3 protein-coding genes and 1 tRNA gene are annotated in these 5,851 nt (G+C 42.7%); 1 reads left to right on the forward strand and 3 read right to left on the reverse strand.

Going from position 1 to position 5,851, the window contains the following annotated elements:
• The coding region (locus tag NTV63_00580; protein MCX6709439.1) for a hypothetical protein at positions 1-1,171 on the forward strand (1,171 nt) is incomplete at its 5' end.
• Between the two features lie 26 nt (positions 1,172-1,197).
• On the opposite strand, the gene NTV63_00585 is transcribed toward NTV63_00580, so the two are convergent.
• From NTV63_00585 to NTV63_00595, 3 genes are all read right to left on the reverse strand, one after another.
• Positions 1,198-1,270, reverse strand: a tRNA-Pro gene (locus NTV63_00585).
• A gap of 69 nt (positions 1,271-1,339) precedes the next feature.
• Complete coding sequence (locus NTV63_00590) at positions 1,340-2,986, reverse strand: putative metal-binding motif-containing protein (protein MCX6709440.1); 1,647 nt, start codon at positions 2,984-2,986, stop codon at positions 1,340-1,342.
• 186 nt (positions 2,987-3,172) lie between these two features.
• A complete protein-coding gene (locus tag NTV63_00595; protein ID MCX6709441.1) occupies positions 3,173-5,629 on the reverse strand; it encodes an SMC family ATPase in 2,457 nt (818 codons plus the stop codon).
• Between the last annotated feature and the right edge of the window lie 222 nt (positions 5,630-5,851).

The raw sequence follows: 5,851 nt of genomic DNA on the forward strand, positions 1-5,851 counted from the left end.
GGAGAGGGAAGAAAAGGAAAAGGCGCTCAGGGAGATAATAGAGAATAAGGGGAGGGCCTCGCTATCAAAAGAGGAGTCGGAAAGGGTGATAGCGGAAATAGCGAAGCACAAGGTCTGCCCCCTCTGCAAGCAGGAGATAAAGGAGGACTACAAGGAGCACCTGAAAGAGGAAGAAGAAAAAAAGAAAAAATTCAACAGGGAGCTGATAGAATCGCTGTCAAGGGAGCAGCAGGAGCTCGAATCAGGGATAAAAATCCTTAAGGAAGAGTCAAAGCGCTCCTCTGAGAGGGATGCACGCTCAAACAAGCTCTCTGCAGAAACCGATTCCATAAAAAAATTGCTTTCTGAGGTTGAGAAGAAAAAAACCCTGCTGAAAGGGATTGGGAAAGAAATCGCGCAGATGCCGAAGGCAGATGCAGAAAGGGAAATCGGGGCGCTTAAGGAAAAAGAGGCGGAGCAAAAGAAAATCCTGAAGCAAGCCAGGGAGAGAAACGCGGGGATAGCGCTGCGTGAGGCAGTGTCAGCACAGCTCAGCCGCGAGAGGGAACTCCTCAGTTCTGCAGAGAAAGAGACAGCCAAGGCAGATAAGGCGGTCTCAGAGCTGAACAAGAAGAAAATTGAGGCATCAGGAGAACTGAAGGAACTTGAAAGTACAGACAAGCAGTGGGAGGATGCAAAATCAGAGCTTGACTCTGCAATGAAGCGCGAGAAGGACATAGAGGTGCTCTCTGCAGCGCTGGAGAGCGAGGTCTCGCTGAAAAGCAGGAATGCCGAGAAAATAGAGGCGGAGATAAAGGAGAAATCCAAGGACAAGAAAAGGTTTGAGCTCTACCGCGAGCTTGAGCAGATGCTTTCAGATAAGTTCACTGCGCTTGTTTCAGAGATGGAGAAGCAGGTGATGAGCTCAATACATTACGAGTTCGGGAAGCTCTTCCAGGAGTGGTTCTCATCCCTCATAGAGGAAGAGACCATGAGCGCAAGGATAGACGAGGACTTCACCCCAATAATAACAGAGGACGGGCATGATACTTCGGCAGAGAACCTCTCCGGCGGGGAAAAGACAGCTGTTGCGCTGGCATTCAGCCATGAGGCGAAGATAGAGAGCTTCGTGGAGCATGTGATAAGGATAACAAAGCAGGAGCATGAGAGCAAGGTTCTAAACAATTCTTAGAAGGAGGAACTTTTTCAAAAAGTTTATGGGGCTGCCGTGATTCGAACACGGGTTGCATGCACCCCAAGCATGAGTGATACCAGGCTACACTACAGCCCCGTAATTTTGAAATTAAGTAAAAGGCGCCTGTTTTTATATTTATTCTTTTGATAAGATGGGAGAAAAAGATTAAAATATAATAAGGATGCTTATTAAGGATATTGTAAAAAGCAATGTTGAAAGCAATATTATTTCTTCTGTCCTATCTTTGCAGTTAATGATTCCGGCAAATGCTCTTTTCATAGGAGAAGATGAACTTGAACTGCTTTTTGAAGATTCTAAAAAAGCTTGGCTCTCTTCTGGAATTGGCTCTGGCTCAGCAGGAGACTCCACTGGAGCAGGAATCGTGCATGCCCTTGACTCTGTCGGCTTATTAATGTATGTTCCGCAGTTGTTTAGGTCCCTGCATGTCCTGGTCTGCCATCCAAGACTGCATTCTCCCCATCCGCCAGGGCAAATCCAAAGCTCGCTGCAGGATTCTTTTTGCTTTTCTGCAACTTTGCCTGGGCTTCCGCTGTAGCCCGCACCGCTGCTTCCTCCTGGGCTAACTGCTGCGGTATTTATTTCCGCGCCCGTATCTGCGCTATCAGGAACATCAGAATTTTCAGTGAAATTACCCTCAGTCAGACTCACAGATTCTGTAACATTTATCTCTGATGTTGAATTCATCTCAGAACCATTTGGCAATTCTGTTGAATTAACCTGAGTTAAGTTTATCTCTTCTGGAACTTCTGTAACATTTATTCCTGAAGTTGAATTAATTTCGCTTACATTCAATTCTTCTGTGTGCAATTCTGAGGTTAAGTTGCCTGTTGGTGCAGGCTCAGTTACTTCGCAGTTGTCATCCACTAAGCCATCGCAATTATCATCAATATGATTGCAAACTTCTGCTTTCCCTGGGTTTATCTCCTGGTTATTGTCATCACAATCAAGCCCCATGCTGCTGCATGCGCTGCTTCCATTGCTTCCGTATCCGTCATTATCATTATCAACGCATAACAGAGCAATAGAATCATTGAATGTATTTTCTGCCTGATTTATTCCATCATTGGCTTTTATTGTGTAGACTCCTTCAATCCCATCAAGATTATATGAATAAAGTGAAAATGATGAATTTGCTGGAAGAGATGAAGGGCACCATTTTTCATCCGGGCAAATATGATTTTCCCCATTTGGGCGCGTAATCTGCAGTTGGACAGGATTTTCAGCGCTTGCAGAGTCAAATCCGCTTCCTGAGATGTAGACTATTTCTTCAGGCGCAAAATCCAGTTTTGCATTGCCTAATTCATCAGTTGTCCAGATATTCGCAGGCTTCTTTGGCACATTTATGTAGAGCGTAACTCCCGGGCATGCGTAAGCGTGGATTCCGCCGCCTTCATACAGCCTTTCTTCCTTTACCATAACCATGTACGAGTAAATCCCTTCACCTTCAATGGATTCTGGAAATGTGATAATTATGTTGAATTTGCCGTTTCCATACGGCCCAAGAGTAAAATTATCAGACTCAGCTTTCATATACTTTGTCAGGTTGCCTATAAGAGGAACAGTAAATCCTATTTCTTCATTAAGATCATTATGAACGTAAAAGCCGATAGATATTGTTGCATTCGGCTGGAAGTCAACTTTCTTGTATTCCTCATCATAAGCGATAGTCATTCCGCAGGCTTTCTCAGGCATAAGCAGGAAAATAACAGGGAGAATTAAAATGATTAAGAATTTGGCAGAAATGCCATTGGCTCCGATTGAATCTGCTGGATTTATTTTTTTTATTCCCATCTTGCTCATCTGACAAAGGTTATCAAAATTATACACTGATAAGTGACAACGATTATATAAATCTTTCCTAAAATTAACTATATAATAGTAGTAACACATAAGAAAGAGGAAACCTGCGCATAATAATTAAAATCAAGATTAAGGCTTATTTAGAGAGTATAATATGAAAAGGGAGTTTGAATTAACTCAGAATACCCTGCTTTCATGCTCCTGCTTTGCAATCCTTATTATGTGGTCAACAAAGCTTTCAATCTTCGCCTCGTGGCTGACTATTATTGTCTGCCTGACATTCAGCTCAGACAGAACTGTCCTTACTTTGTCAAGCTGCTCGCTTGAGAATCCGTCTGTCGGCTCATCAAGAATTATGATGTCCCTTGTCTTTATGTCTGAAACCATCTGGTTTATGACCTTGTTGAGGGCAAGCCGGTATGCAAGCGCAATTGAGGTTTTCTCCCCACCTGAAAGGTTTTCAATCCCTGTTTCATACCCGTTCTGCTCTATTACAGGAGTGAAGTCGTCATCAAGGCGGGCGCTCATTTGCTCCTCTTCAACAAGCGAGAAGAACCATTCCTCAAAAAGGCTGCTGAATTCCTGGTGAACTGAGCTCATCACAGTTTTCTCTATTGAGGAAATCATTCCTATGAATTTTTCTGAAATCATGCTTTCAGTCTCTTTTATGGATTCGCATTTTTCCTTCTCTTTCTCTTTTTCACTAACCTCTTTTGAGAGTTTCCCAAATGATTCAGTGTGCAAATCAAGCTCGCTTTTCAGGGATGAGTGCAATATTGACAATTCCTTTTCCTTCTTCTCAATCTCCTCAAGGGCAGAGCTGATTTTGAGGAATTCCTTCTCTGAATCGCGCATTCCCTTGATTTCTGAGGAAATCTTCATCTTCCTTGCATTGATTTCCCCCACTGACTTTTTCAATTCTGAGACTGCCTCTTCTGATTTTTTGAGAAGTTCAATTTTCTGGGAAAGCTCCCTTTCCATGCTTTCCTTTTCCATAAGAACGATGTTGTTTTCGTGCGCTGTCCTGAGAAGGCCTTTGTATTTTTCCTCTTCCCTGTTCAGATTGGCTATTTTCTCATCTGAGGATGAATCTTCCAGGAGAATAAGCCCTTCGCCAATCTCTTTCAGGCTTATTTCCTTTTTTTTGATTTCAGACATGCGCTCTTTTGCCGACTTGATTTCAGCTCTAAGCTTTTCTGACATTGACTCTTCCTGCAAAAGTGCCTTAATGCTGAGCTTTAATTCCCTTTCCAATAGCTCAAGTTTTTCCTCTCTTTTTGAAAGCTGGGAAAGCTCCTTTTCAGCAGATTCGCTCTTTTCCCCGTGCTCCTTTTCTATATGAGCCCTGTATCCTTCGGTTATTTCCTGCCTGCAGGTTGGGCACACCTTGCGAGCAGATATTTCAGAGATTATCCTTTCTGATTCGCTTTTAACTGTAGAAAATTCGCTTTTTTTTGCAATAATCTCTTTTAACTCAATTTCAATTTTATCGCGCTCTTTCTCAAACTTTGTTCTTTGTGATGAAGATGCAGCTGATTTTTCAAGCTCTTTTTCCTTTTCAGAAACCTCTTTTTCAAGCTCTTCTCCTGAGGATATCTCCTTCTCAAGCTCTTTTTTCCTCATGAGGAGGTTTTTCCTGCGCTCAAGCGCCTCAGCATGCTTTTTTTCAAGGGCGCTTAAATCCTTTCTTATCCCTTCAAGCGATTTTTCCAATGATTCCTCGTCAATCTTTTTAGAAGCATGCTTTTCAGAAATTCTCTTTTCAAGAGCCTTAATATCATTTCCCGCCTTTTCCTGCTGGGCTTTGGATTTTTCAATCTCAACTACTTTTTCAGAAAGCATTTCCTCAATTGACTCAAGCTGGGCTTTTGCCTGCAGGAATTTTCTCTGATTCTCCTCTGCCTCTTTTTTCTTAACCTTCCCAAAATCAACTTTTTTCCCTGCAGTTTCAAGTTCAGTTGAAAGCTCATTAATCCTCTTTTCAAGCGCAGCCATAATTCTCTTCTTTTCTGAGAGCTCCTCTCTTTTTGGGGAAAGGTCATAAATTTTTCCTGAAAGCTCCCTTGCCCTTTCCCTTAGTGATGCTGCTATAATCACTGCATTTGCGCGGACAAGCCCGTATTTCTCAATCCCGAATATCTTCCTTATTGTCGAAAGCCTTTCCTCCCTTGACTCAAAGAGGATTTTCTTCATGTCTTCCTGAGGGGTGTATACTGTGTATCTGTAAAGCGGGATTGATTTTTTCTTCAGCAGTTCCTGGGGATATCCTAAAATTTCAAGAACAGCTGACTTGAGCTCATCAGCTGATTTCTCCTCCTTTGCATTGTCTATTATTATATAGCCTGAATCCTGGGCTATCCCGCTTCCCTTCTTTTTCAGGCTTCTCTTGATTGTAATATCCTTCCCGTCTGACTCAAAGGAGAGCTCAACTGAGCCTGCTGACTTTCCGTTGCGAAGGAGCGTCTCTCCGTTGATTTCAGAGGTGAATCCGAACAGCGCAAATTCTATTGATAGAAGGATTGTGCTCTTTCCTGCGCCGATGTCCCCGCTCAGGAGAATTGAGCCTTCAGGAAACTCAAGAGAGCATGAGCTGTAGCTTCTTATGTTCCTGAGCTTTATCCATTTAATGCGCATCTATGCACCCCAAATATTATTAAAAGCCAGCTCCTTAAAAATCTTGTTAAATCATTCTCTTTATTGATTTTTTTTCCCCAAAGCCAAGGATTTCAAGATTCTCTGAAACAATAAACGCCTTGAACTTCCCGATGTCCCCTGTTTTCAGAAAAGGGCTCAGCAGCTCCTCTTTTAAGATGTCTGTCCCTTCTGTTATCGGGGAAAATGAGGGCATCACAATAA

The sequence above is a fragment of the Candidatus Woesearchaeota archaeon genome, from assembly GCA_026394965.1.
In the GTDB taxonomy this organism is placed as follows: domain Archaea; phylum Nanobdellota; class Nanobdellia; order Woesearchaeales; family 0-14-0-80-44-23; genus JAPLZQ01.

Excerpts from the sequence above, each read along its gene's own strand:
- NTV63_00590 (MCX6709440.1), bottom strand. The coding sequence starts at position 2,986 with ATGGGAATAAAAAAAATAAATCCAGCAGATTCAATCGGAGCCAATGGC.
- NTV63_00595 (MCX6709441.1), bottom strand. The coding sequence starts at position 5,629 with ATGCGCATTAAATGGATAAAGCTCAGGAACATAAGAAGCTACAGCTCA.